Annotated in this window: 24 protein-coding genes; 17 read left to right on the top strand and 7 right to left on the bottom strand. The window is 67.9% G+C overall.

Annotated elements, in window-relative coordinates; genetic code table 11:
- The first annotated feature begins 55 nt into the window (after positions 1-55).
- From EUA06_RS20640 to heR, 5 genes are all read left to right on the top strand, one after another.
- Positions 56-544, top strand: a complete 489-nt coding sequence (locus EUA06_RS20640) for a sigma-70 family RNA polymerase sigma factor (protein WP_207208471.1) — start codon at positions 56-58, stop codon at positions 542-544.
- A 44-nt stretch (positions 545-588) separates the two neighbouring features.
- On the top strand, positions 589-1,338 hold the full coding sequence (locus EUA06_RS20635) for a hypothetical protein (protein WP_129479300.1): 750 nt from the start codon (positions 589-591) through the stop codon (positions 1,336-1,338).
- Positions 1,339-1,847: 509 nt separating this feature from the next.
- Positions 1,848-2,876, top strand: coding sequence for a TerC family protein (locus EUA06_RS20630; RefSeq protein WP_129479298.1), 1,029 nt, complete (start codon positions 1,848-1,850; stop codon positions 2,874-2,876).
- A gap of 8 nt (positions 2,877-2,884) precedes the next feature.
- On the top strand, positions 2,885-4,036 hold the full coding sequence (locus tag EUA06_RS20625; RefSeq protein ID WP_129479296.1) for a baeRF3 domain-containing protein: 1,152 nt from the start codon (positions 2,885-2,887) through the stop codon (positions 4,034-4,036).
- On the top strand, positions 4,033-4,884 hold the full coding sequence (gene heR, locus EUA06_RS20620) for a heliorhodopsin HeR (protein WP_242498287.1): 852 nt from the start codon (positions 4,033-4,035) through the stop codon (positions 4,882-4,884). The genes EUA06_RS20625 and heR overlap by 4 nt, the downstream gene beginning before the upstream one ends.
- A 178-nt stretch (positions 4,885-5,062) precedes the next feature.
- On the opposite strand, the gene EUA06_RS20615 is transcribed toward heR, so the two are convergent.
- The 3 genes from EUA06_RS20615 to EUA06_RS20605 all read right to left on the bottom strand — a co-directional run bounded on the left by EUA06_RS20615 (position 5,063) and on the right by EUA06_RS20605 (position 7,455).
- Complete coding sequence (locus EUA06_RS20615; protein WP_242498286.1) at positions 5,063-5,698, bottom strand: GNAT family N-acetyltransferase; 636 nt, start codon at positions 5,696-5,698, stop codon at positions 5,063-5,065.
- Between the two features lie 90 nt (positions 5,699-5,788).
- The gene (locus tag EUA06_RS20610) at positions 5,789-6,196 is read right to left on the bottom strand and encodes a VOC family protein (RefSeq protein ID WP_129479294.1); all 408 of its coding nucleotides are present in this window, start codon (positions 6,194-6,196) and stop codon (positions 5,789-5,791) included.
- Positions 6,197-6,453: 257 nt separating this feature from the next.
- On the bottom strand, positions 6,454-7,455 hold the full coding sequence (locus tag EUA06_RS20605; protein WP_129479292.1) for a helix-turn-helix transcriptional regulator: 1,002 nt from the start codon (positions 7,453-7,455) through the stop codon (positions 6,454-6,456).
- A gap of 74 nt (positions 7,456-7,529) precedes the next feature.
- Between EUA06_RS20605 and EUA06_RS20600 the strand changes: the two genes are divergently transcribed.
- From EUA06_RS20600 to EUA06_RS20575, 6 genes are all read left to right on the top strand, one after another.
- Positions 7,530-7,931: a RidA family protein gene (locus tag EUA06_RS20600; RefSeq protein ID WP_129479290.1), complete on the top strand. Its 402-nt coding sequence runs from the start codon at positions 7,530-7,532 to the stop codon at positions 7,929-7,931.
- Between the two features lie 37 nt (positions 7,932-7,968).
- Positions 7,969-8,466, top strand: a complete 498-nt coding sequence (locus tag EUA06_RS20595; protein ID WP_129479288.1) for a DUF488 domain-containing protein — start codon at positions 7,969-7,971, stop codon at positions 8,464-8,466.
- A gap of 82 nt (positions 8,467-8,548) precedes the next feature.
- A complete protein-coding gene (locus EUA06_RS20590) occupies positions 8,549-8,749 on the top strand; it encodes a helix-turn-helix domain-containing protein (protein WP_207208470.1) in 201 nt (66 codons plus the stop codon).
- 262 nt (positions 8,750-9,011) lie between these two features.
- The gene (locus EUA06_RS20585) at positions 9,012-9,443 is read left to right on the top strand and encodes a hypothetical protein (RefSeq protein WP_129479286.1); all 432 of its coding nucleotides are present in this window, start codon (positions 9,012-9,014) and stop codon (positions 9,441-9,443) included.
- Positions 9,440-9,775, top strand: a complete 336-nt coding sequence (locus tag EUA06_RS20580; RefSeq protein ID WP_129479284.1) for a winged helix-turn-helix domain-containing protein — start codon at positions 9,440-9,442, stop codon at positions 9,773-9,775. Before EUA06_RS20585 ends, EUA06_RS20580 begins: the two co-directional genes overlap by 4 nt.
- Positions 9,772-10,275, top strand: a complete 504-nt coding sequence (locus EUA06_RS20575) for a hypothetical protein (RefSeq protein WP_129479282.1) — start codon at positions 9,772-9,774, stop codon at positions 10,273-10,275. The genes EUA06_RS20580 and EUA06_RS20575 overlap by 4 nt, the downstream gene beginning before the upstream one ends.
- 187 nt (positions 10,276-10,462) lie before the next feature.
- Here EUA06_RS20575 and EUA06_RS20570 read toward each other — a convergent pair whose 3' ends face one another.
- Complete coding sequence (locus EUA06_RS20570; protein ID WP_165354477.1) at positions 10,463-12,964, bottom strand: tetratricopeptide repeat protein; 2,502 nt, start codon at positions 12,962-12,964, stop codon at positions 10,463-10,465.
- Positions 12,965-13,054: 90 nt separating this feature from the next.
- A complete protein-coding gene (locus EUA06_RS20565; RefSeq protein WP_165354476.1) occupies positions 13,055-14,269 on the bottom strand; it encodes an NHL repeat-containing protein in 1,215 nt (404 codons plus the stop codon).
- 290 nt (positions 14,270-14,559) lie between these two features.
- On the opposite strand from EUA06_RS20565, the gene EUA06_RS20560 reads away from it, so the two are divergent.
- A protein-coding gene (locus EUA06_RS20560; RefSeq protein WP_129479277.1) for an IS3 family transposase occupies positions 14,560-15,839 on the top strand; the annotation gives its coding sequence in 2 pieces (ribosomal slippage) (positions 14,560-14,848 and positions 14,848-15,839; 1,281 coding nt in all).
- 26 nt (positions 15,840-15,865) lie between these two features.
- Here the strand turns inward: EUA06_RS20560 and EUA06_RS20555 are convergent.
- On the bottom strand, positions 15,866-16,312 hold the full coding sequence (locus EUA06_RS20555; RefSeq protein ID WP_165354475.1) for a PAS domain-containing protein: 447 nt from the start codon (positions 16,310-16,312) through the stop codon (positions 15,866-15,868).
- Positions 16,313-16,532: 220 nt separating this feature from the next.
- Positions 16,533-17,306: a GAF and ANTAR domain-containing protein gene (locus tag EUA06_RS22820; RefSeq protein WP_129479273.1), complete on the bottom strand. Its 774-nt coding sequence runs from the start codon at positions 17,304-17,306 to the stop codon at positions 16,533-16,535.
- Between the two features lie 1,280 nt (positions 17,307-18,586).
- On the opposite strand from EUA06_RS22820, the gene EUA06_RS20545 reads away from it, so the two are divergent.
- From EUA06_RS20545 to EUA06_RS20525, 5 genes are all read left to right on the top strand, one after another.
- Positions 18,587-21,187 carry an endonuclease/exonuclease/phosphatase family protein gene (locus EUA06_RS20545; RefSeq protein ID WP_340640801.1) on the top strand — a complete coding sequence of 867 codons (2,601 nt, stop codon included), beginning with the start codon at positions 18,587-18,589 and terminating at the stop codon, positions 21,185-21,187.
- A gap of 93 nt (positions 21,188-21,280) precedes the next feature.
- Entirely contained in the window at positions 21,281-21,868 is a 588-nt protein-coding gene (locus EUA06_RS23160; RefSeq protein ID WP_129479269.1) for an ATP-binding protein, read from the top strand.
- On the top strand, positions 21,865-22,389 hold the full coding sequence (locus tag EUA06_RS23155; RefSeq protein ID WP_129479267.1) for a hypothetical protein: 525 nt from the start codon (positions 21,865-21,867) through the stop codon (positions 22,387-22,389). The genes EUA06_RS23160 and EUA06_RS23155 overlap by 4 nt, the downstream gene beginning before the upstream one ends.
- Positions 22,389-23,870, top strand: a complete 1,482-nt coding sequence (locus EUA06_RS20530; protein WP_129479265.1) for a type IV secretory system conjugative DNA transfer family protein — start codon at positions 22,389-22,391, stop codon at positions 23,868-23,870. Before EUA06_RS23155 ends, EUA06_RS20530 begins: the two co-directional genes overlap by 1 nt.
- The gene (locus tag EUA06_RS20525) at positions 23,867-24,556 is read left to right on the top strand and encodes a hypothetical protein (protein WP_129479263.1); all 690 of its coding nucleotides are present in this window, start codon (positions 23,867-23,869) and stop codon (positions 24,554-24,556) included. The genes EUA06_RS20530 and EUA06_RS20525 overlap by 4 nt, the downstream gene beginning before the upstream one ends.
- The last annotated feature ends 1 nt before the right edge of the window (position 24,557 follow it).

Genomic DNA, 24,557 nt, shown 5'->3' with positions numbered 1-24,557 from the left:
GGACCTAATCTGGGCAGGTGGTAAGCGGACGAACCTCCCACGGCGTCAACACGACGTGAGTAACGCCGACTTCGCGGAGTTCTACGCCGCATCCCGGGACCGGTGCCTACGCGCCGTCGTCGCGTCGGGGCTCTCGCGCATGGAGGCCGAGGACGCACTCGCCGAGGCGTACGCTCGGGCCTTCGCGAGGTGGGGGACCGTCCGTGAGTGCGTCTCTCCGAGCGCGTGGGTGGTCCGGACGGCGGTGAACGCGAACATCTCGTGGTGGCGGCGCCGTCGGCGCGAGCAAGTCGAGCCCGACGCGGGGGCCGGTGTCTCGGCGCGGGGCGACCGCCGCGGGGATGCCGACCTGGTGCGCGCGGTGGCCGACCTGCCAGCCCGGCAACGCCAAGTCGTCGTACTGCGCTACCTGCTCGACCTCGACACCGCGCAGACGGCGCTCGCCCTCGGCCTCGCGCCGGGCACGGTGACCGCCCACCTGCATCGCGCGCTGCGCACCCTCCGCGACCATCCGGCCCTCGACCAGACAGAGGTAGGACGATGAACGATCTCGACACCCTCGAGCCCCGGGTGCGTCAGGGACTGGGGATGCCCGACGTCACCTCGCACGGGAGCCTCGACGACATCGTCCGCCGCGGCCGGCAGCTCCGGCGGCGGCGGGTGGCGGGCGCGATGGCGGCCTCGGCGGGACTGGTCGCCGCGGGCGCGATCGCCGTCGTCGGCACGCCGTCGGGCGCCGACCCGGACACGGCCGGCGACGTTGCGACCGGCCCCTCGGCCTCAACGCAGCAGCTGCTCACACCGGGTTTGGCGGACGCGATCTCGGCGTGCGTCGCGCGGGGTTCGGCCGACGGCGGGCCATCCGGGGTGATGGCCGAGTCACAGCCGGTCGCCGGCGATCGCGACGACACCTCAGCCCTCCTGGTGTGGAGGGGCGCCCAAGACTGGGTCACCTGCTCGCCGTACCGCGACGGTACGACGTGGAGCGCGGACCGGCGCCAAAGCGTCGGCACCTTTCCGTTGGACGACGGCGACCTGCAGCGCGTCGCCACGGCCGAGCTGAGCCTGTCCTCCGGCGGCATCCGGGGCGAAGGCGCGACGAACGACAGGGTGCTGCAGCTCGGGTGGGTCCGCGGCGACGTCGAGCGTCTCGTCGTTGACACGACCACCTCCGCCGTGGACGCCACCATCGTCGGCGACCGCTTCCTCGCCTGGGTACCTGCGGAGCCGCCGTTCGTGACCGACATCGATAACGGGACGCAAACCAACGCCAGCGTCGTCACACTCATGGCCTACGACCGAGCCGGTGACCTGATCGGGACCAGTCCCGGCTGGTGATGCCCAGGTGTACTGATTACGGACGTCAGGAACGGCGGGACCGGTCGAGACCGGGGCCTGATGAGAAGTCAAGAGTCTGTCCCCACGGCTCGCGGAGCCACCCAGTACGAGATCCCTCTGCGCGCGTCCCGCGCGACGATCCTGCGCTGGCGCGCTCCTTGACGACGGGCTCGTTGCGACATGTAGTGATGTGCTGTCAAGAGGCAGGGGGAGGCGCCCGCCCGATTGCTCGGGGCAGGGGCCTCGTGCTTCGACGTCGTCCTGAGTTGGTGAGGTTGTCGCTGGCGACGCGCGCTCAGACCTGATGCCTGCCGTCACGGACCCCTGAAGGACCCATGCTCGCGAGGGGCCCTTGCTATTGCTCCAAAGCCGATCGGTCTGGTTTACTTTACCGCGGAGGGGAGTAGTCCCCGCGAAGTGATCGTCAGTACGGCGTCGTCGTTCGACGCTCGGTCACCCGGGCCCCATCGGCCGACAAGACCTCCAGTCGTTGGACTGGAGGCTTTCTGATGGATGTTCCCCTGTGGTTGTGGTTCGCCGTGCTGGGCGCGGTACTCATCATGCTGCTGGTCGACCTTGTCGCACATCGTCACGCTCATGTGATTGGTGTGCGCGAGGCCGCCGGGTGGACGGTCGTGTGGGTGCTGTGCGGTGTCGGGTTCGGCGGGTATGTCTGGTGGGAGTACGGCGCCGAGTTCGGGCAGCAGTACTACGCCGGCTACCTGATCGAGAAGTCGCTGGCCGTCGACAACGTCTTCGTCTGGGCGATCATCTTCAGCTACTTCGCCGTCCCCAGGGAGTACCAGCACCGGGTGCTGTTCCTCGGCGTCCTCGGGGCGCTGGTGTTCCGTGGCGTGTTCATCGCGGGCGGGTCGGTGCTGATCTCCAGCTTCTCCTGGATCCTGTACCTCTTCGCGGCGTTCCTGCTCTACACCGGTTGGCGGATGATTCGCCAGCGCAACGAGCACCTCGACCCCGAGCAGTCCCGGGCGCTGCGACTGTTCCGCCGCTGGGTCCCGATGACCGACGCCTACCACGGGCAGAGGTTCCTGATCCGCAAGAACGGCGTCCTGCTCGCCACCCCTCTGTTGGCGGTACTGGTCCTGGTCGAGGTCACCGACATCGTGTTCGCCGTCGACTCGATCCCAGCGATCTTCGCCGTCACCGATGAGGCCTTCCTGGTCTTCACCGCCAACGCGTTCGCCATCCTCGGGCTGCGGGCGATGTACTTCCTGCTCGCCGACCTGATCCACCGGTTCGTCTACCTCAAGCTCGGCCTGGCCCTGGTCCTGATCTGGGTGGGCATCAAGATGCTCCTCAAGATCGACGTGTTCTACATCCCCACCACGATCTCGCTGGCGGTCGTCACGCTCATCCTCGGCGTCTCGGTCGTCGCGAGCTTGATCGCGACCCGTGGACAGGCACGCCGTGAGGCCCCGGTTCCCGAGAACCCGCCGTTCCGGGTTGCCACCGAGGAAGAGATTGCCGCCACGACCTCCATCTGGAAGCGACCCACCGCTGAGTCGGCCCGCCGATGAACGTGCCGATGAGCGTGCCGATGAACGTGCCGATGAACGTGCCGAGCCTGCCCCCGAACCAGCCATCCGCAGCCCAGACGAAGGAGCTCCTCTTGACCAGCACGATCACTGCGACCCACCCGGTGAGCGCCAACGCCGTCCTGGTGCTGCAGTCGATGACCAGCTACCCCAGCGTGTCGTTGCTGATGCCGACCCGACCCGGTCGCCTCACGCCGGATCAAGCCGCCCGGCTCTCGACCTTGCGCGACTCCGTCGCACGACGGCTTCGCCGCGAGGAGGCGACCAGTGCCGACAGGCTGCTGGCCGAGCTCGACACTCTGATCGCCACTGCGGGCGAGATGACGCTGGACCAGGCGCTGGCGTTGTACGTCAACGAGCACCACACGCAGCTGGTGGTGCTTCCGGTCGAGGTCGAGGAGCGCGCCGTGGTTGACCCGACCTTCGCGACCCGCGACCTGGTCCGGGCCCTGCACCGCACTCCCCGCCACGTCGTGCTGGCATTGTCCACCCAGGAGGCCCGGCTGTTCGACAGCCAACACGGGGTGCTGCGACCCGCCGACTCCACGAAGTTCCCGATGAAGCCACGCAACGACACACGACGCAACGAATCGGCCGAGGGGTTTCTGAATCGTGTGGACCAAGCCCTGGGTGCGCATCTTCGGCTGCGTCCCGCCCCGGTCGTCCTCGTCGCCGCGGAGCCCACGCTCAGCAGGTTCGCCCAGTCATCGACCAACCTTGCCCGCCTCGCCGGGAAGGTTGCGGGCCATCACGTCACGTCACCTCTCGCGGAGGTGGCGGCCGTGGTGGCCCCTCACATCGAGCGCTATCTCGCGTCCCGGGAGCAGGAGGCCCTGACCCTTCTCGATCAACGCCTGGGCCAGAACCGGGCCGTGCTGGGACTGGAGTCCGTCTGGCTGGCCTCGCGCTGGGAACGACCCGAGATGTTGGCCGTCGAGGACGACTTCTTCTTCCCCGCCCGGATCTCACCCGACGGCGACTCCATCCAGGCAGCCGACGACGTCGAACACCCCGACGTCATCGACGATGTCGTCGACGAGCTCGTCGAGCAAGTACTGGCCCGAGGCGCCTGGGTCGCCCTCGTCGGACCCGGCACCATCCCTGACAACCAGCGCATCGCGCTCACCACCCGCCAACGATGACCACCGACCCAAGCGACCCGACCGTACGGGCGCGGGCTCGTGATCGTGATCGTGCCAACACTACGCTCGTGACCATGCCCCCACGGACGACCGCCACCGGTGTCGACGACGCCGCCCTGCTTGGGCTGCGCCGCTGGAACATCGGCCTGGCGCTCCTGCACGCCGCCCAGGCCGTCGCCGTGCTCGTCTTGGCCAGCGACTTCGCGATCACCGTCATCGCGTCGTATGCCCAAGGACCCCCGGGCACCGACCTCGCAGACCCCGAGTCGATTCTCGACATACGCATCGGCTGGGCGATCGCAGCGTTCCTGACCCTGGCTGCGCTCGACCACTTCGTGACGGCAACGGCGGGGCGTCACCGTTACGAGCACGACCTGCGCCGCGGCCTCAACGCGTTCCGGTGGATCGAGTACTCGTTCAGCGCGACGATCATGATCGTCCTGATCGCCTTCTACAACGGTATCGTCGAGATCTCCGCTGTCTTCGCGATCATCGGCGCCAACGTGGCAATGATCTTGTTCGGATGGCTGCAAGAACTCATGAACCCGCCCGGGCGAACAGCAACGACGATGCTTCCGTTCTGGTTCGGCTGCGTGGCTGGGGCCGCCCCCTGGGTGGCGATCACCTGGAACCTGGTAGAAGCCAGGCAGGACGTGCCCGACTTCGTGTTCGGGATCTTCGTGTCCCTGTTCGTCTTCTTCATGAGCTTCGCGCTCAACCAGTGGCTGCAGTACCGCGAGGCTGGACCGTGGCGAAGCTACGCCTTCGGTGAACGGAGCTACCTCGTGCTCAGCCTCGTCGCCAAGTCCGCACTGGCCTGGCAAATCTTCGCAGGCTCGCTCGCCTGAACACGCCCCGCGGAATGCGACGCACGCCGATTGGCGCGCGGAGCGTGCCACAGAGGGCTGGTGATGGTGATCGTGCGGCCAAGTACGCTGATGACGAGCAGCCCGAAACGACCCTGATCGGGAGGATGCTTGGACCTCACCGGCTGGCGGCCCTCCGCGATCACGTCTCGGACGTCCCCTACGCGGCAGGGACCATCTTGCGCATCACGGTCTTGCGCTTGCCGATGTGGCGCTCGAAGGTGAATCCGGCCTTCTCGAACATCGCCCTTGTTCCGTTGTGGAGGAACGAGGGCGACGTCTTCTTGCCGGGCACGAGCTCGTTGGGGAATGACACGACCTCACCGCCACCGGCTTGGGCAATCAGCTCCAGGGCGCCGTCGAGCGCCTCGCGAGCCACGCCCGAGCGGCGATGGTCGCGGTCGACGAAGAAGCAGGTGATGCGCCACGGCGCCGAGGTCGTCTCCTGGGCGTCGTACTGCTTGCGGTGGTAGATGTTCGGCAGCTCGAGCGGACTGCCATATTCGCACCAGGCGATGGCCTGGTCCCCGTCGAACACGAGGGCGGCGTGCGCCACACCTTCGTTCACCAGGCGCAGCTTGAACGTCGGCCCGTCGTGGTCCTGCTTGACAGTGGCCTCGGTGTCGCCGTGGAAGTACGAGCACCAGCAGCCGCCCCAGACCCCGTTGTGCTTTTGGGCTAGCGCCAACCACGCCGGATAGGTCTCGGGCGTGAGCGCGCGGACGGTGTGCGCCGTCATCATGGTGGTCTCCAAATCGTTGCAGCTGATCCTTGTGCCCGCGCGCTCGTCTCGCACCGGACGGCTTTTGTGTAGTCCTGGTCTCGACGAAGGGCCGACGTGAAGCGGCGATCTCAGCGCCGAGGACGTCGGCCTGCGAAGGCTGACTCAACCCCTCGTAGCGCCGAAGTCATGAGCAAGAGCGACGTTCTCGTGCCAACCGAGGCAGAAGGGATGTCCCGCCGGATCCGCGTAGACCTGGTGGCCTTCAGGTTTGTCGAGGTTCTCTGCGGCTTTGAGGAGCCGTGCACCCAATGAGATGGCGTGCTCGTGGGCGGCCCTGATGTCCTCGACGTGCAGGTCAGGATGGACCTGTTGCTGCTGTTCCCCGTCGGGCCAGCCGGGCGGCACGTGATTTGGCGCGAACTGGACACCCAACCGCCACCTGCCCTCGACAATCACGCTGTGAAAGTTGTCGTCCGCCCAGACCTCACCACCCAAGAGTCCCGCCCAGAAGGCGCTCTCGGCCGACATGTCGGCAGCATCGAAGACTGTGATCTGTCTCAGGATCCTCATGGCCATCCGTTCGCGATTGAGAACGACAGCCTACGAAAGGTTGCGGACGAACGGCTTCCGCATCACGTCTCGGATCAATGACCGTCCAGCAGGTGCACGGCTAACCCATCCCGCACCGGCTCACTCCGCGAGCCCATCCTCTTACGGCGATGGAGCGATCACGGGACGCGTTGTCCGACTCGCCGACGAGCGACGGCAGCCCATTCGATCGGCGGATCGTTATGCCCGGTACTGTCGGAGCGGTCTCGGGGTCGCTGTCATTGGTCACTGGTGTAGAGGGCGGCGAGTTGGATCGCTGCGGCGGTCATGCGGTCGCGGAGTTCGGGTGGGTCGAGGACCTCGATGTCGGCACCGAGGCGTAGCAGGTGCCGGGCGGTGCCGTCCGGGCTGCGTTCGAAACGCAGCCGGAGGCGAGCCCAACCGTGCTCGTCGCGCTGGACGTCGGCCGGCAGGGGAAGTTCGGGTGCCCCTTCGTCCAGGATCGCGAGAAGCGGCTCGGCTGACGGAGCGATGCGCACAGTCACGGCGTACTGCGGGAGCGACGCGAGGAAGGCCCGGCGGTGCTCGGCCCACGCTGCGCCGAGGTCGAAACCGGGTGGCCGCTCAAAGCGGATCTCGCGCAACTCGACGGCCTCGACGCGTGAGAGCCGGAACAGCCGGTACGAGCCGCTGGCAGTGCCTCGTGCCTGCCCGAGGAGGTACCAGGTGGAGCCTTTCAGGATCAGGCCGAGCGGCTGGACGGTGGCCTCGGTGCCCCGGTACGTCAGCCTGACCTCGCGGGACTCCCACACCGCCTGCGCTATCTCGGTGAGTGCCGATGTGTCGTCCGGCGGCACGAACCAGTGGGTCGGCTCCACGATCAGGCGGTCGCGCACGACCCGGGCGGCCGTCTCCGTGGACCGCTCCATCGCCGGCAGGAGCGTGCGGTCGGCGGCGGCAGCGTCGAACCCGAGCTGGTCGGCGATCGCCGGAACGATCGCGAACAGCACGCCACGGGCCTCGGCGGTCGCGAGCCGCGGCAGCCCGGCGATGCGGTAGTCGGGATCGATGCGGATTCCGCCGTTTCGCCCGACCTCGGTGTAGATCGGGACGCCGGCGGCGCTCAAGGCCTCGACGTCGCGGTACACGGTGCGCACCGATACCTCGAGTGCGGCCGCCAGCTCGGTCGCGGACGCGCCGCCCCGCACCTGCAGCCTCACCAGCAACTCGACCAGGCGGCTCGCACGCACGGGCAGAACTCTACGCGGAAACAGTGACACTCGTTGTCAGGGTTACGTGCCCATGATGGAGGCGCGCACCGAGCGCACGACCATCACCAGCGAGAGGCGTCTGTATGTCCTACACCATCGTCAACCCGGCCGGCCTGCACGACCCGGTCCCGTTCGGCTACAGCCACACCGCCGCCATCTCAGCCGGCACGGGGTTGGTGCTCGTCTCGGGTCAGTACGGATCGGGCCCAGACGGGACGGTGGTCTCGCCCGACTTCGCAGGGCAGGTGGAGCAGGCGTTCGAGAACCTGGGGGTCGCCCTGGCCGCGCATGAGCTGGACTTCAGCCACGTCGTCCAGCTCCGGACCTACGTGGTCGACCCTGACTTCGAGAAGCTCGGGGTCATCGGCCAGGCCGTGCAGCGCCGGTGCGGCGACACTCCTCCGACGCAGACCGTGCTCGGGGTGGCCAGTTTGGCGATGCCGGACATCGGCTTCGAGGTCGAAGCCGTAGCTGCCCGTCCCTGAGGCGACGTCGCGGGCTGAGGGACGGGTGGGGATTCGGGTGCCCAAGATCGTGACGGTTGGCGTGTACGGTTTCGACGCCGACTCCTTCCTGCACCGACTGCGGGAGGCGGAGGTCGGGCTGTTGCTCGACGTTCGGCAGCGCCGCGGCGTGCGTGGACCCGAGTACGCGTGGGCGAACTCGCTGCGGCTCCAGCGCGCGCTCGCCGCGGCGGACGTCGGCTACCGGCACGTGAGGGAGCTGGCGCCCACGACCGAGCTGCGCCAGCTCCAGTATCGCGAAGACGACCGGCAGGGGGTGGGCAAACGCAAACGCAACCGCGTCGCGCTTGCGGCGGCGTACGCCGAGCGCTACACCCGGGAGATTCTCGATCCGGTCAACCTCCACACGCTGGTGGCCGACCACGCGGGCGAATCGGCGATCGCGCTCTTCTGCGTCGAGCGCGATCCGGAGGCGTGCCACCGCTCGATCATCGCGGCGCGCCTGCGCGCCGAGCACGGCGTGCCAGTCACGGACCTCCGCCCGAGCCAACCATGACGTCGCCACGCTGTGAACGATCGGTGAGACCGTGCAACGCGGCTCAGATACCCGAGCACCACCCTGCGACCGGCGGCATCGGATGAGGGACGAGTCAGACGAGTTGAACGCCAGGCTGCACCGGATCGGGAAGCACCTGGTGTCGCTGGTGCACAGCGGCGAGTACAGCACCCTCGAGGTGGCCGAGCTCTTCGGGGTCGGACGCTCAACCGTCTACCGCGCGATCGAACGCCAGCGCACCGCGGCCAAGGCAAACCTCCCCGAGTCACGACCACGCCGCTGACTTTGCCGAGGCGTCGGCTGTCCCGGACTCGACACCTCAACGGGACAACCGGCGCCGATCAGCCAACACTCGGACCAGAGAACCGGTAGGGGTTCGTCTATCGGGAACGCATGGGCTGATCGGGGTCGCCCGATCCGATGCGAGTGCCCCGGGCTCGATGTTGGGCAGACGGTCGCAGTCGTGGGCCATCCCGTTGACACAGCCCGGATTCGAATGTAGTTTCCTAATTGGAAACTACTTTTAGAAGGTGGTGAGCGGGTCGATGGAACCGACGGAGCACAATGCCGAAGCCATGCTGAAAGCCGCAGAAAAGGTCGGGACCGCCGTGCGAACCCGGGTCCCGCAGGAGCGTCCGCTCTACGTCGGTATGGGTGTCACAATTCTCCTCATCGGGCTGGCCGTTGATCTCAACAACGCCGGCGGGGTCGCCAGCCTGGTGGGAGCCACCGCGGCGGCGGTCGCCCTCGCCATCACCGTGGGTACCAACGTCCCCTACCTTCGTCGGTATCGGCAGGTACGAACTCGGAGCACCCCGCACTGGCTTGAGTGGGCGCTCGGGCTCTGGAGCGCCCTCGCCCTGTTCGTCCTCGGGAACCTACTCGACGGCACCGTCGGCTTCTCCTTCACCCTGGGCGGCATCGTCGGCGCCGTGCCGTTCCTGCTGTGGGCCCAGCGGCTCCGACGCACCCCATGAGCGCGCACCCGCGGGTTCGCCTCGACGACCTGGTTCACCAACCGGTGCGCTTCTCCCTACTCGCCGGCTTGGCCCAGGCAGATGAACTGGAGTTCCGGTTCCTTCGCGACACCCTCCAAATCAGCGACTCGCTGCTGTCCCGCCAGGCCTCGACCCTCGAACAGGCCGGATACGTCGCGATCCGCAAAGGTCACGTCGGCAAGTGGCCACGCACCTGGCTCAGCCTCACTCCCGAAGGACGTAACGCCTTCAACGACCACCTCAGGACGCTGCGCGAGATCGTCGAATCCCCGCCCGAAACGTCCGATGCACCCGGGAACGAAGAACGATGACACGCACGATCACTGTGAGCCAACCAGGCCTAGTCGACTCATCGCTCAGCCTGAGCGAGGCGGGCGCACCTGACGGCACGTTCGCGTTCAGAGGTCTTCTCAAGCGCTCGGCCCAGCTGGACCTGACGCACCAGCGGCTGACCTTCACGACGCTGGGCCTACTCGGACGCACGGTGCGTGCCGCCGCTGCCGATGGCAGTACCGTCGGCGAGTTCCAGCAGACAGGCATCCTGGGGAGAGGCGACGCCGAGGTCAACGGTCGGCGCTACCGACTCAAGGTCAGTGGGGTGCTCTGGCGTCGCTATCAATGGGTCGCGGCCGACGGCACCGAAGCGATGTGGCTGAAGCTCGGTGGCTTCCTGCGGACGACCGGGACCATCGGGATCAGGGACACTGCTGTCCCGGACGATGCGGCAGCCCTCATCGGTCTCGGACTGATTGCTCGCCGAGCACTAGAAAGCGACTCCGGTGGGGGTGCTGCAGCGGCAGCAGCAAGTTAAAGGACGCAAGATCCCCCATCCGGGTCGCAGATGGCGCGCGCTGCGGCCATCCGACTGCTGATCGGGCGTGCCGGTGAACGATGGGTGTCTGGGACTGGCCGACGAACTCGCACGCTCGACGCGGCCTGATCCGGGCTGTAGTTCGCGGGATTGGTTCGACGCTTTCGCCGTGCTCGTTGTGCGCGGGTTAACGCGCCAGGCGGTTTAGGGCGAGTGCTGCTTGGTGGGCCAGGGGGGACTCCACTCGGGCGTAGAGTTGGTGGGCTGTCGTCCACTGCTCGTGGGCGGTCGATCGGTCGTTGAGGTGCTCGGCGATTTCGGCGAGGAGCTGGTGGTGTCGGGCCTCCCAGAACGGCAGCTGCAGTTCGCGTGCGATGGCGCCGGCTTGGTGGCAGCTCGTCCGCGCTGCGTCGGTCCTGTCCTGTGCCAGTGCGAGCTCGCTGAGAGCGATGAGTGCTCCGAGCTCGTGGTGGCGGTCCGCGTTGTCTCGGGACTTCTCCAAGACGGTGGTCAGGACCTGCTCGGCCTCGTCTAGTCGTCCCAGCTTGGTGAGAGCGACGCCGAGGTTGATGCCGGCCGGAGCCAGCACGCCCCGCGCGCCGAGAGCCTCCGCCTCGCACAGCGCCGTGCGTGCTGCCCGCTCGCCCTCGTCGTACTCCTGCAGGGAGATGTGCAGTGAGCTGATGTTGCTCAGAGCGATCAGCGCGGCGGCACGGTCGTGGTCTGCTCGAGACAGCTCTCGCGCCTGCTGCTGTGCGGACAGTGCGCCTTGGTAGTCGCCGCCGGCTTCGGCGAGCACTGCTAGGTTGCCCAGAATCGGTGCTGCCCGACGTGTCGTGTCGTGAGCGTTCACCGTTGCGAGAGCCCGGTTGAAGTGTGCTTCCGATTCAGCATAGTCGCCGGATTGCCACGCGGTCACGCCGAGTGAGTTCTCCGCCGACGCGTGCGTGTCGGGGTCGGTGGCGGTGTCGACCAGGTCGAGTGCCCGCTGCAGGTGCTGGGTGGCGTCTTGTTGCTCGCCCACGCGCAGCAGCACTTGGCCTAGAAGTACGTGGGCCCTTGCTTGTGCGCGGGGGTCGGCCGCGCGTTGTGCCAGTGACAAGGAGAGATGGTGCAGTCGCACGGCATCTCGATACAGGCCCTGCACCTCCAGGTACTTGGCCAGACATGCGGAGAGTGCGTGGGTGAAGTGGGGTCTGGCGGAGCTCTCGCGTGGGTCTGCGAGGGTCAGGAGGTTCTCGCGTTCGGCCTCGAGCCAGGCCAGTGCACCGTCAGCGGGCATCGAGGTCGGGGATGGATCGAAGTCCTCGCGGGAGACCAGCGGGGCCAGGCCACTGGCCACGACCGCTCGCGCCGCCCCGTCCAAGTAGTGGTCGAGGAGTCGGCCGCGAGCCTGGAGTCGTAGACGGGGCGGGTCCTCGTCCAGGGAGATCGCCGCAGCGTGGACGCGGACGAGGTCGTGCAACTCGACCCGCTCGCCGGAAATCTGGACAAGGCTGGCATCTTCGAGCTCGCTCAGCGTCTGCGCGGTGATGTCTGGCGCTGCGTCCAGGATGGCGGCGAGTGCGGCCGGAGAGTGCGAGGTGCCGGGTTGGCTGGCCAGCACTCTCAGCAGGCGTCGTGCTGACACGTCGAGCCGGCGATAGGACAGTGCGATGGCGGAGGTAACTGCCTCGGGGTTCCGCAGCAGCTCGACCTGTTGGTCCAGGGCCTCGACGTGGTCGGCCAAGTTCCAACCAGGGGTGTCCGCGATCCGGCGGCCGGTCACGTCGATGGCAAGCGGGAGGTTGCCCAGCCGGGTGACGATCGCGTGAGCGTGATGAGGTTCTTGGGCCACCAGGGATTCCCCGACGACGGCGGCGAGGAGCCCGAGCGCGTCATCGGTGGGCAGTGGGTCGAGATGCAGGTGCTCGACGTTGGGGATGTCGCACCGCTGACGGGTGGTGACCAGGACCGGCAGGCGGGCGGGAGGCGGCAGTACTTGGGCGAGCTGCTCGCGGACGCTGGCGTCGTCGAGGAGCAGGACGCACCGTTGCCGATCGAGCTCGCGTGCCAGCAGCGCGCGTCGCCGCTCTTGCGTCTCTAGCCGAGCAGCCGAACTCCCGGTCAGTACGCGCAGCAGCTCATCGAGCATGGCCGCACCGTGCGCCGGGGCCCTGGTGGGGTGATAGCCCCTCAGATCGGCCACCAGGATCCGCTCGGCTTCGCCTCGGTGGACCCAGGACTGGGCGACCTGGATGGCCAACTGGGTCTTGCCGACGCCCGGCAGCTCGCTGATCACCCAGGTCTGCGCACGCGCCCCCAACGCTCGCAACTCGGCCTCTCTGCCGACGAAGTGCGGGGTGTGGTGCACCTGCTCGGCGACCGAGACTACCTTTGCTGACTCGACCCGGTTCTGCACGGCGAAGCACGCGGCATCCCACTCCCGGGCCTGGGTCTCGTCGAGCCCGAGAGCGCGCCCGAGGTCTGCGAGCAGCTCGACGTCCATGCGCCGTCGGCCTTGCTTGAAGCAGTCGTAGACGGTGCCTCTGCCCGGAGCATCATGGGGGGCCAGTCCCCGGGCGACCCGGAGTTCGCGCACGCGCCGGACTAGGTCCCGGTAGGTCGGCATACCGACCTCGGCACGGCGCTCGCGAAGCCATGACGACACGTCGTCCCAGTCCTCAAGCCTCAGGTCGGAAGTCACCACGGCATCATTCTCGTCGCGCCGGAAGCGTTCGTCACCCCGATCCATCGGTCATCAGTCAGCGTGCACGGCTTGCCGGTCCCGGGGGCGCGTTCACCTGGTAAGCCGGATCCGCGTCGTCCCACCCACGCCTGTCGTCGCCTGAAGTCGCAGCCGGACCTTGACCGACTTCCGGGCGCTTAGGAGCCTTCGGGCCGGGGCGGTCAGCCGGACAGCGGCTTTCGCCTTCCGGCCAGCGGCCACCGTGTACGTGCCTCGGGCCAAGATCTTGCCGTTCTGTTGGACCTTGACCTTCCCGGCGCAGCGGGTGGTGCCTGCCGAGCAGGCGATCCTCATGGTGGCTCGCTGGCGAGACTTCACTGCGTCGATGCGCTTGGGCATGACCTTTGCCTTCGAGGCCGTGGGCGGCATCGGAGGAGAGGTCGGGGGCGGCATCGGAGGAGAGGTCGGGGGCGGGGTCGGGGAAGCATCCGACGGCACAACCTTGAGCACACCCCAGCCGCCGCTGGGATAGGAGACCAGCCCGGTGACGTACACCGCCCCGGCTGCGTCGACCGCCATGGCGAACGCCTGGGACAGCGGCAACGTCGTGCGGCCCAGGAAGTCGCCTGCGGCGGTGAACTGGTTGAGCACCGCGGCGTCCGGCCCGTTGCGGTCGAGCACGAGCACCCGACCATCGGGGGCGACATCGATCGACTGGGGGTTGAGGAACTGACCCTCGCCATAGCCGGACTGGCCCCAGATTGCCTGAAGCTCGCCCGTGGTCGGATCGAACCGCTGGACGCGGCGGTTGCCAGTGTCAACGACGTAGAGGCTGCCGTTGCCCAACGCTACGTCACGAGGCCCGTCGAACTGCCCAGGTCCAGACCCCGGACCTCCCAGACGCCCACCCCAGGAGCCGTCAGGCCGGACGAGCTGGACGTCGGCCCCGACCGGGTTGGCGACGAACGCGGTGCCGTCGGGGTGCAGTGCCATCCCCCAGGGGCTGAACTGCGTGGAAGCGCCTTCAGGGACCCCGTAGCTGCGCAGGTGCCCTCCTGCGGAGGAGTACATGTGGACCTGGGCTGTGGAGTCGAACCCCGAGTACTGGGTGACGTGCACCTGCCCGGCAGGGTCCACGGCCACGCCGTAGGGATAACCGAAGCCGAGTGCGAAGGTGCCGAGCAGAGTGCCACGCTGATCGAACCGGCTGACCTTGTCGTCCGTCGCCTGCGTCACCACGACCGACCCGTCAGGACCAATGGCGATCGCGTTCGGACGCCCATCGGTGAGCCAGCGAGCAGCCTCCACGTACTGGCCGCCCTGCATCGCGACCGCCGTGTGAGCACCTGCCCGGGGCGGGCCGCCCAGCGTGGACGCATGGGCGGACGACCCGAATGTGCCCACCAAGCTAACGGCGACCAGGCACGACCAGACACGGCTCATTCGGATAACTTTTGACATGGCGCCCACTCAACCGCCCAAGCGTCACGCCTGGCCGATCCCGGACACACCCGGACACACCTCCAGCCCCTAGCCTGTGCCCCGCGCTGGAGCGCCCCGAGACCTGAACCGCCCCGGCAAGTCCGGAGACTCCATTCGTTGGGAAGGTTGGAGTCATGTCAGGGAGTACGCCGAAGAGGTACCCGGCCGAGCTGCGTGAGCGGGCGGTCCGGATGGTCACCGAGATCAGGGCCGACCACGAGTCGGAGTGGGCGGCGATGACGAAGGTCGCCGAGCTGCTGGGCGTCGGGACACCGGAGACGATCCGGAAGTGGTGTCGCCAGGCCGAGGTCGACGCCGGCCAGCGGCCCGGGATGACCTCGGAGGAGTCGGCGGAGCTGAAGCGGTTGAAGCGGGAGAACGCCGAGCTGAAGCGGGCCAACGCGATCCTCAAGAGCGCATCGGTTTTCTTCGCGGCCGAACTCGACCGGCCACAGCGCTGATCGTGGCCTACATCGACGAGCACGTCGGTGTCCGCGACGGCGACGGTCTGCGATGGGGTGTCGAGTCGATCTGCGACCAGCTCACCGAGCTGGGCTGCAAGATCGCCCCCGCGACCTACTACGAGCACCGCTCCCGCAAGCCCACCTCCCGCGAGGCGCGGGACGGGGAGCTGAAGGCCAGGATCGCCGCGGTCCATGCCGCGAACTACGGCGTCTACGGCGCCCGGAAGGTGTGGCTGACGTTGAACCGCGAGCGGCCAGCCGGGGAGCCGCCGATCGCGCGCTGCACCGTGGAGCGGCTGATGGGCGAGATGGGCCTGGCTGGTGCGGTGCGCGGGAAGGTCAAGCGGACCACGATCAGCGACCCGAAGGCGCCCAAGCCGCTGGATCTGGTTGACCGCAACTTCGCACCGCTGGCACCAGATCGCCTGTGGGTCGCGGACTTCACGTATGTCTCGACGTGGTCGGGCTGGTGCTACACCGCGTTCGTCATCGACGCCTACGCCCGCAGGATCCTGGGCTGGTCGGTGGCGACCACGATGACCAGCCAGCTGGTCGTCGATGCGGTCGAGCAGGCGATCTGGACCCGACAGCGTGAAGGCAAAGACTTGGCCGGTCTGATCGCGCATCACGACCACGGGGTCCAGTACCTGTCCGTCGCCTACTCCGAACACCTGGACGCTGCCGGGATCAAGCCGTCGACCGGAGCGGTGGGCTCGTCCTACGACAACGCCCTGGCCGAGTCGGTGATCGGGCTCTACAAGACCGAACTGATCAAGCCGAGGCGGCCGTGGAAGGGCTTCGACGACCTCGAGATCGCGACAGCCGAGTGGGTCGACTGGTTCAACCACCGCCGACCCTTCGAGTACGGCGACGACCTCACGCCAGTCGAGGCCGAGCAAGCTCACTACGCTCACCACCAGACCCCAGCAATCGCTGGAGTCTCAAACTAGAAAGTCTCCGGACACGCCGGGGCGGTTCACGTCTCCTCGGCCGGCCTGAACGTCCAGCTCGCGAGTCCGGCGAGTTCCTGGGCCTCATCGAGATCCCTCTGCGCCTCCACCCGCGGCGTGACATCGGTAATCAGCGCGAAGATCCCCTCAACCTGGCCGTCGACGACGTCAGGGCCGTAGGAGACCTCCGCGTGGCGGGTCACCCCGAGCCCGTCGGACAGGGTGCGTTCGAACACCTGCGGTTCCCCGGACAGGGCGCCCTGGAGGTGTGGCAGGTTCGCCCGATACACCTCCTCGCCGAGCACCGCCGAGAAGTGCTGGCCGTGCAACCCCTCGGCCGGACGTCCCACGAAGGTGCAGTAGGCGGCGTTGGCGAGCACGAGGCGAAGGTCGGGGTCCCAATAGGCCACCATCCCCGGCAGCTGGTCGACCAACCGCCGCAACAGATCCCCATGCGGCCCGTCGTGGCTCACGCCCATCACCGAGACGCCCCCTCCACTCGACACTCTCGCCGCGAGTGTAAGTGCCAGCGATACTCCATGTGCGTGGTCCGAGAACACCACGACGTCAGCGGCGGATCCGTGTCCCGCCGCACACCAGAACGAAGATCGCCCCTGAACTCACCGCAGGGGGCCAAGGATTAGACGGCTGCGTCGGTGGATGGTTGGCTCGCGAGTTCCGACAATGAGGTCGTCATGGCTGCTGGGACTCATCGAGTGTGAGAGCAGGAACAGCGTCCACTCCTTGCATAACGCACTGTTCGGCCAACACACGAACCTTGACGTTGGTCGCGTTCGAGACACGCACCAAAAGTCTCCAGGCAGCACCCGGCGAGATCTGGTAACGGTTCATGAGAATGCCTTTGGCCTGCTCGATCACGGCTCGCGATGCGAGCGCGTCGGTCAACCCCGCCACCTCTGCTCGTAGTCTCAGTAGCTCGTGATCGGTAGACCCACGCGCGGACTCCACAGTGGGATCGTCGGCCAGGATGCGCGACGCTGTTCCTGCGACAGCGGCGGTCACGGTCGTGAGCAGAAACTGGTCGGCCGCATCGAACTCGCGAGATCCGACGTAGTGCATCGCCACGTAACCGAACACGGAGCCGCCGCGGACCAAGGGCAAGCAGGCCGCCGCCCCGTAGTCGCTAGCCTCAATCACCGCGACAGCGTCAGGAAACCGATCGAAAGTTGAAGCACGATCGACGAGGAACTGAGGGACCCCGGCCCGCACCGTGAAAGGCCCCGGCAGAGCTACAGAAAGCGGGATCAAGGCGAACCTCTGGACCACCGCTGCATCGAAACCGCGCGCAAAGTGGTGGATCTCGTCGTCTCGGACGATCCCGAGCGCTGTCGCCTCGGCTCCCATCGCGCGCGCGGCATCATGCAAACCATCCAGCAACTCAGATGGTGAGAGCGCTGAAGCGATCAGTGTCATCGACTGCGACAGGAGCGGGACCGAAAGACTCACGCGAACTGCTTCCTACTCAGTTCCACCCCAGCAGAACGGGCTGCTTCTCAACCAACATCCGGGACGCTCATCCTATGACGTTGCCAGGCCCAAGCACAGTCTGGGCAAATCGAGCCACCCGGGCCTCACGTGGCTCCCGACGCTCACGACTTCTTCGAGCCGTCACCTGACGTCGCCGCCTCAACCGCCTCGCCAAGTTCGTCAACACCACCGGGCGTGATTGCCTGGATTGTTTCGACGCAACACGACCCGGTGTCCGGATGGGGACTGGGAGCGACCCGGTGCCGGGTGGGCTCGCCGACGACCCGGTGCGCGATCCCGCTGCCAACACGCTTCACGAACACGTCGCGCCCGGAGCGTGCACTGGCGAAGTCGGCGGGCAACTTGGACGTGAGAGGGCGTCGCGATCACGACTCACGCTTCATCTCGGTTTCGATGTCGCTGTGCCGAGCCGCCACCAGCAACGGCGGTACATCGACGTCGGTACGCCGCCCGCCGGACCTGAGATACTCAACGACGGTCCGCCCGTGGCGGTAGCTCTACCTGCAACAAGCTTCCCGGACAGCGACGTGGGGGGCCAGGACCCTCTGAGTCAACGTTGCCATCGCGATGCACCATCAACCACCGGCCGCGCAACAGTGCCACGCGCGCATCGCATTCGGGGCACGTCCTCAAGCCTGAGTCAGAAGTAGTCACCAGACCTCCCCCGCCGACGGTGGCACCTGCCCGCGCGAGCCCAGCCTAACGCTGCTCAATCCGATTCCCGGATGAGAGACCGACCCGATTCAGGATCCGCTTGCGGGAACTCCTCCTCTACAACTCGAGCCACCGGCTCCGGAATCTCCTGGATGTTTCGGGGGGACGCTGCCTCACCTGCATAAACCCAGGGTGGGGCGCCGCGTCCCCCCGCCATTCGACGGTTCAGGGGGACGGATGCGGGGACGCTGAGCCGCCACGCTGCGGCTCGTGACCAAAGTCCGCAGCGCCAGGGTGTCCGATTCGCGCGCGCCGCGGTTGCTTATCCGTGGTGTGAGGACGTTGCGACAGCTCTCGACCCGCGCCGCGCGGTACGTACAAACACGGTCATGGCCGGGCGCCAGGTTGGTCTTCGTTCCTCAGGTCGGGGGGCTCGACGGTCTTCCTGTAGCGGGTGGCGCCTTCGACGCTGAGTCCGAAGAGGTCGTAGTTCCTAGAGATTGGCTCCCGAGGGGGGCGCAGTCGTGAAGAAGGCCATCCTGCTCAGCCTGCCGCTGGTGCTGATCTGTCCGCTGCTGTTGCTCATGCTCGGCATGGGCAACGCCAACATCGAGGCCGTCCGCGCCGCCTGCGCCCCCACAGTCAACTCGACCATGGGCGGGTCGTTCGGCATCGGCACCCTCAACTGGCGGGGCGCCTCGCACTACAGGACCAACCCGCATCCCGGCGAGCGGCCGTACGCCGAGCGGGTCCCGAACATGGTCACAAAGATCGGCGCCTCAGCTGCATCGATCGTTGGGTTTCAGGAGTTCGAGTCGCCGCAGGCCCAGGCGTTCCTCAATGCCACCGGCGGGGCTTGGGACATCGTTGCCGGCAAGCGCCGCGGGAGGCCATCAACGGCTGACGCCATCGCGTATCAGACCGGAGCGTGGACGGTCGATGAGGTTCGCTACGTGTCAATCAGGTACGGCAGTCCGGTCATTCAGGTCCCGTTGGTCCGGTTCACCTCAAGGGGGGACTTGGGGTCCGTCTGGGTGCTGAACACCCACCATCCGGCCGACGCTGTCGGAGGAACCGATGCGATGAGAGACGCCGCCGTTCGAACCGAATCGCAGGCCCTTGCGCAGTTGCACGAGAGCGAGCCAAACACGCCCCTCCTGCTGACCGGCGACATGAACGACAGGGCTCGGTTCAGGCAACTCTTCCTCTCCTTAGCCGGTGGCTGGTCGACCGCGAATCCCAACGACGAGCAGATCGACTGGATCATGGGTAGCCCCGCCGTCGCCTTCTCTGGGACCGTCGTCGACCGGAGCACCAACGACGGAGCGCACAGCTACACCGACCATCCGTTCGTCCACACCACCGCGCAGCTGACCGGTCCCGCGACCAGCCGGACGCAGGACGGCGCTGGTCTAGGTGTGATGCCTGCCGTCGAGGCGTCACCCGGTGGCCCGGTGGACGGTGAGGTGCTGGTCGCGAACGCGAACATCAAGACCCGCGGTGGCTTCGACCCCGGTGTCCGCGCTCTCGCTGCGCCGTCGCCGGACTTCATCACCCTCAACGAGGTCCGCGACGTGCCGCTGAGCCAGATGCGCGCGGCCGCGCCGGGTTATGACGCCTACCGCGAGGAGGCGGTCGATGACACCCCAGGAGGCCGCGAGCAGTCGATGAACAACGCGATCATGTGGCGCACCGACACCTGGACTCTGCTCGACGGTGGCCGCGTGGAAATCGTTGACGACGACCACGTCGTCGTTCGGGACCGCGACAGGTTGTGGGATCGGTATGCAGCCTGGGGGTTGTTCCAGCGCACGGATGGGGCCGTGGTCTCGGTGATCGCGGTGCACCACATGACCAACGCCTACCGGTATCCCCGCCAGTGGGGGACGCCGCCGATGACCCGCGTCGAGCAGTACGGCCTTGGCATGGATCACCTGATCGAGCTCGCTGGCGTCCTTGCGCCGTACGGGCCGGTGCTGGTTGGTGGCGACCTGAACTCGCACGCCCAGGACGGCCCCCAGGCGGCTGCACCTCGGATGGAGGCGGCCGGCTACCGCTACACCAAGGATTCCGGGGTCATCTACAACTTCTACACCGCGCCCGTGACGGTCGTGAGGACCTGGGAGATCAGTGCGGCCGCGGTGCACTCCGATCACCCGGCACTGTTCACGCGGATGGCCATGAACGGAGCCGGCCCGGGGGCGGGCTCACCCACCGGGCCCCGGGCGACCACGCCGGCGGGTTGCCCGCCGTGCCCGACCAGCAGCGTTGTGGCGGTGTCCGACCCTGCGGGGACGCTCACCGGCGAGCTCGACGCCGCGGCCGTCGCCGCCTCGGCAGCCCACGCCGCGGGGTTCCGTGGGGAGGACCTGGTCACCGCGGTGGCCATCGCCCGCGTGGAGTCGGGCTGGAACCCGGACGCGGCTAACCGAAGCCACTTCGGGCTGTGGCAGATCGCCCGAGAGCACCGAGGCAAGATCCCTGGATGGGACACCCCGGCCGACATCTTCGACCCGGCCCTGAACGCGAGGTACGCCTTCGCGCTCTACTCCGCGCGGCCCGGGTCGGGCGAGGCGAAGTTCGCCGACTGGATCCCCTTCCAGAACACCGACTACCACCAGTACCTCGACGCCGCCCGCCAAGCGGTGGCCGCCACCGCAGGCAGCGCCACGAACGGCGCCGCCTCCAGGTGCGTCACGTCACCGATCACTGTCGGCGGCGACCTGTCGGCGGCGCTCAGGGCCCGTCTCGACGCCATGATGAACACCCCTCTCGGTCTGTGCGGGCTGTCGTGGACCTCGGGGGCACCCTGCACCTACGACAACCAGTGCCCCAAGGTGGTCGACGCGCTCTACGGCGGTCCCGGCGTGGGCCGCGGCTACGGCGACGGGCAGGACGTCGCACAGGGCATCATCAACGCCGGGCTAGCCAAATCGCACGGAACCGGGCTCGACCCGCTGCCACCCGTGGGTGCCGTGGTGTCCTACAACACCGGCAACGGTGTCGGCCACGTCGCGATCTACGTGGGCGGCGGCAAGATCTTCGGCAACGACTACGGCTGCGCCGCGAACGGCGTCTACGGCTGCGTCGGGTTCGCCGACGTCGCCGCACCTGGTGGCTCTGTGACGTGGGCGTTGCCCAAGCAGGCGTTCGACCTCGGCGGGATGCCGGCCGTGGCCGCATGACCCACGCCTGTCATCAGCGGGGTGCAACAGCAGTCGGTGAATCGGTGGCGCCTATGTGTCCGATCTGCGCAAGTGCGGGTTGCTTTTCCTAGCATGGACGTACGCATCGGCACCACCTTGGACGGCCAAGCCGCCAGGTTCGACATCAGCAACCCGCGAACGCTGCTGCTGGTCGGCGACGTCGGGCGGGGCAAGACCACCACCGCGCGCTACCTCACCCGCTGGTGGCTGGCCAACACAGCGCGGCACGCGCACGTCTATGCCCAGACACCCAGCGAGTGGGCCGACCTGCTCTGCAGCGTCGAGCGTCCCGACCAGTTACATCGCCAGGTCGAACGCGCCTGCCGCCCCCGAACCTGCCTGGTGGTGATCGACGACATGGACCTCGTCGACGACGAGCAGCTCGCCCTGCTGCCGCTGGGAACGGGCACGACGATTCTGACCTCTCATGGCGGCAACAACTTCACCGGCCAGACGCTGCTCGGCGCCGATCTCAGTTGCGTGGGCTTGGTGCGACCCAACCACTCCGATGCATCCGAGGCCGCGGTCCTCGACGGTCAGGGGCGCCTGGACTGGCCGATCGACACGGTCGCAGTCATCGCGGACCAGCGTGGGCCGGTGGACTTCCCGTGTCACCGGTGGCAGGCCCCGGGCTGCGCCTCGATGGCGGCGGCGCTATGAGCATGGAGCGCGCACGGCGCGACCGGTTCACCAGCATCGCCCCGTCGGCGGGCGAGTTCAAGGCAGCCTGCATCCTTACCGGGCTCTTCTTCTTCCTGGTGACGCCGCTGGTCGTCCAGGCCGTCATCGGGTTCGCGACGTCGGGGCACTTCGCGTTGCCGAATGCGCACCTCTTGGACGCCTACGGCGGGCTGCTGCACGGGCAATTCGGTGTGGGTCTGCGCCCCAGCGTTGCCGAGACGCTGCCGCCGCATGCACTGATGTGGGTGCTCACAGCGGTCGGCGAGGTGCTGGTGCTCGGTGCTGCGGCCGTCGTCGGCATGTGGATGCGGGGCCTGACCGGCGCCACGTCCTTGCACGGCCTGGCCACGCCGGCGCAGGCCGCGGAGGCGCTCGGGGTGCCGCGGCTACGCAAGAGCGCCGACGTCGTCCGGCCCGACCTCTACGCCCGCTCCCAGCGCAGGGGGCCAGTCCGCAGCAAGCGGCGGGCCGCCAACCAACCGGAAGAGAGGACCCTCTGATGGCCACAGGCCTGAAGCACGTGAACCCCCACGAGGTGGGCTGGCGGCTCGGCCGGGCCGGGCGCAACGGTCCCGAGCTGTGGGTGCCGTTCGACCGGACCACGTGCGTGATCGGCCCCCAAGGCTCGGGCAAGACCCTGGACCTCCTGGTGCCTGCCCTGCTGGATGCCCCAGGCGGCGCCCTGGTGACTCTGACCAAGCCGGAGGACCTGTTCCTCACGCTGGAGGCCCGGCAACGTGACGGGCGCCCGGTCGTGGTCCTGGACCCGTTCAACGCCGCCCCCGGCACCCCGGAGCTGGTGTGGGACCCGATCGCCGGCTGCGAGGACGCGATGCACGCCGAACGGCGCGCGAAGGCGTTCGCCAACGGCACCATCAAGGGTGCCACCTCCCAGTCCTCGGATCAGGCGGCCCGGTTCTACGCCGGTGAGTGCGCGAAGGTCCTGCAGGCCTTCTTCCACGCCGCGGCGATCGCCGGCATCGGTCTGGATGAGGTGCTCATGTGGGTCTCCAGCCCGCGGGAGCATCCCCAGGCAGAGGAAATCCTGCGCACCCACCCGGCGACGGAGCCCCTATGGGACGGCCTGCTGCGCGGCGCCCTGTACGGCGACGAGCGGACGGCCGGCAACACGATCACCACCGTCCAACAGTCCATGGCGCTGTTCTTCCAGCGCTCGATCCGGGAACGCTGCGTCCCCTCCGCGACGCGGCCCGCGACCGACCTCGAAGCACTAATCAAGGCCGGCGGCACGATCTACCTGCTGGGTCGCGACGACCCGTACGCAAGCGCGTCACCGCTGATGACGGCTGTCACCGAACAGATCCTGGACACGGCCAAGCGGCTGGGCGAGACCTCCCCTCACGGACGGTTGTGCCCCCCGTTCCTGGCTTGCCTGGACGAGCTGCCCTCAACAGCGCCAATTCCCACACTGTCGACGCGGATGGCCAACGAGCGCGCACTGGGGCTGTCCTTCATCCTTGCTGCCCAGACCTGGCGGCAGTTCGTGGTCTCCTACGGCGAGGACGAGGCACGCACCATCTACGGGTTGTCGAACAACCTGGTGGTCTTCGGTGGCGGCAAGGACATCCGCTTTTGCCAGGAGCTCTCCGACCTGATCGGATCCACGAGCCACACCGAGACCCGGTACTCGGCGCGCGGCCACGAGTTGTTCGGCGTGATGGACCGGTCCTTTGACCAGCGTCGGGTGCCGATCCTCGAGCCGGCTGAGCTGCGCCGCATCGAGCAGCGCAAGGCCCTGGTCCTGGCCGAGATGTACGACCCGATCATCGCGAACCTGCACCGCTGCATCGACGGCAAGCGCGGGAAGGAGCTGCTGGCTGCGCAGAAGCGGGCCCGAGTGCGGCCCGCAGCCCAGTCGCGGAACCCACCGCCCCGGCAGCGGACCAGCCCACACCGACCGAGACCGTGTCCCGGACCCGACAGCGCCTCGGGATGCCGAAGTAGGGAGGGGGAGCGATGACGACGATGCACCCCTCACAGGTCGCCTCTCGCGCAGCGGGCGGAACTGTTGTCGCCCCCGGCGGGAACGCGATGATGCCTCTGGTCGGACTGATGGTGCGGCCGTTCCCCGAGCCCGGGCCCACGATCCGGACCGCGATGGAACAGCTGCAGCAGGCCACCGTCGAGCCGCCAGCCGACGAGGAGGCGCTGCGCGAGCTCGCGCAGATGCCGCGGCCTTGGGACCCGGCCACGTGTACCGGTTCTATGCGTACCGAGCTCTGGGCGTGGCTGGACCTGGTCGCGATGTGGGTCAACGAGCAGCACCTGTGGAACGTGACCCGCACAGGCATCCCCGAGTGCTGGCCCGCGCACCCCCACCTGGTGCATGACCTGGCGGTGCTGGCGTGCAGCCGCTACTACACCAGCTTCGCCGTCACCCCGGCCGCGCTCGAGGACTGGCACCGATACGGCCTGCCGGGCTTCCTGGAGAGGTTGCGTGACCGGCTGGGCGACGGCTGCCAGCCGGGCAAGCACCAACCGAGGCCCCGAAACGAGCGCGACGAGACCCACGCCTCGACGCCGGTCCGCCGCGGCCGCCGGCAGCGCTACCGCGACGACGTCGACCGCGCCGGTGAACTGGCCGCGGCCGCCACTCAACCCGACGACACCAAGCCCGCCCACAACGATCTTCACGAAAGGTGGTAGC

The sequence above is a fragment of the Nocardioides glacieisoli genome, assembly GCF_004137245.1.
GTDB lineage: Bacteria > Actinomycetota > Actinomycetes > Propionibacteriales > Nocardioidaceae > Nocardioides > Nocardioides glacieisoli.
The sequence above is the reverse complement of the archived record's forward strand: the minus strand, read 5'-3'. Positions and strand labels throughout refer to the sequence as shown.

Excerpts from the sequence above, each read along its gene's own strand:
- EUA06_RS20610 (WP_129479294.1), bottom strand. The coding sequence starts at position 6,196 with ATGAGGATCCTGAGACAGATCACAGTCTTCGATGCTGCCGACATGTCG.
- EUA06_RS20580 (WP_129479284.1), top strand. The coding sequence starts at position 9,440 with ATGAGCGCGCACCCGCGGGTTCGCCTCGACGACCTGGTTCACCAACCG.
- EUA06_RS20600 (WP_129479290.1), top strand. The coding sequence starts at position 7,530 with ATGTCCTACACCATCGTCAACCCGGCCGGCCTGCACGACCCGGTCCCG.
- EUA06_RS20630 (WP_129479298.1), top strand. The coding sequence starts at position 1,848 with ATGGATGTTCCCCTGTGGTTGTGGTTCGCCGTGCTGGGCGCGGTACTC.
- EUA06_RS20575 (WP_129479282.1), top strand. The coding sequence starts at position 9,772 with ATGACACGCACGATCACTGTGAGCCAACCAGGCCTAGTCGACTCATCG.
- EUA06_RS20635 (WP_129479300.1), top strand. The coding sequence starts at position 589 with ATGCCCGACGTCACCTCGCACGGGAGCCTCGACGACATCGTCCGCCGC.
- EUA06_RS20530 (WP_129479265.1), top strand. The coding sequence starts at position 22,389 with ATGGCCACAGGCCTGAAGCACGTGAACCCCCACGAGGTGGGCTGGCGG.
- EUA06_RS23160 (WP_129479269.1), top strand. The coding sequence starts at position 21,281 with ATGGACGTACGCATCGGCACCACCTTGGACGGCCAAGCCGCCAGGTTC.
- EUA06_RS20545 (WP_340640801.1), top strand. The coding sequence starts at position 18,587 with ATGCTCGGCATGGGCAACGCCAACATCGAGGCCGTCCGCGCCGCCTGC.
- heR (WP_242498287.1), top strand. The coding sequence starts at position 4,033 with ATGACCACCGACCCAAGCGACCCGACCGTACGGGCGCGGGCTCGTGAT.
- EUA06_RS23155 (WP_129479267.1), top strand. The coding sequence starts at position 21,865 with ATGAGCATGGAGCGCGCACGGCGCGACCGGTTCACCAGCATCGCCCCG.
- EUA06_RS20585 (WP_129479286.1), top strand. The coding sequence starts at position 9,012 with ATGGAACCGACGGAGCACAATGCCGAAGCCATGCTGAAAGCCGCAGAA.
- EUA06_RS20525 (WP_129479263.1), top strand. The coding sequence starts at position 23,867 with ATGACGACGATGCACCCCTCACAGGTCGCCTCTCGCGCAGCGGGCGGA.
- EUA06_RS20565 (WP_165354476.1), bottom strand. The coding sequence starts at position 14,269 with ATGCAGGGCGGCCAGTACGTGGAGGCTGCTCGCTGGCTCACCGATGGG.
- EUA06_RS20625 (WP_129479296.1), top strand. The coding sequence starts at position 2,885 with ATGAGCGTGCCGATGAACGTGCCGATGAACGTGCCGAGCCTGCCCCCG.
- EUA06_RS20590 (WP_207208470.1), top strand. The coding sequence starts at position 8,549 with ATGAGGGACGAGTCAGACGAGTTGAACGCCAGGCTGCACCGGATCGGG.